Here is a 419-nt window from a genome sequence, read left to right as displayed (position 1 = left end):
GCAGCAGGTTATGGAAGTGAAGAAAATTATAGCTTTATCCTTGATGATCTGGAGAAAACACCTCTGATTCCCTACGGAACATATCAGAAAGAGCAGAAGAAAAGCTATAAGAAGAGTGATGCCAATCCTGAAAACTGGACCTATCTAGAAGATTCTGACCAGTGGATAAAGCCAGATGGGGTTGTCTACTCGTTTAAGAATTATTCACGAAGAACGGAGCAGAATGGTTTTGAGAAAGATATTAAGATTTACGAAGCTGATCCTGTACAAGCTAGTGAGGAGTTAGACCAGTTAGCACGGACAGAAAAAGGAAACCTCAAACAAATTCAGTATAATCCTACGTGGAACTATTTCAAGAACTTAGTCAAAGAGGAATTGACAAGTAAAGAGGGAGCCCGCATTTATGCCAAACGCAAGGT

Annotated in this window: 1 pseudogene; it reads left to right on the top strand. The window is 40.1% G+C overall.

From position 1 onward, the window contains the following. Positions 1-419: pseudogene (locus C1E58_RS10110) on the top strand (IS5/IS1182 family transposase); the annotation flags it as partial.

Source organism: Streptococcus suis (assembly GCF_002964575.1).
GTDB lineage: Bacteria > Bacillota > Bacilli > Lactobacillales > Streptococcaceae > Streptococcus > Streptococcus suis_R.
Note: the sequence above shows the minus strand (reverse complement) of the source record. Positions and strands in the feature narration are given on the sequence as shown.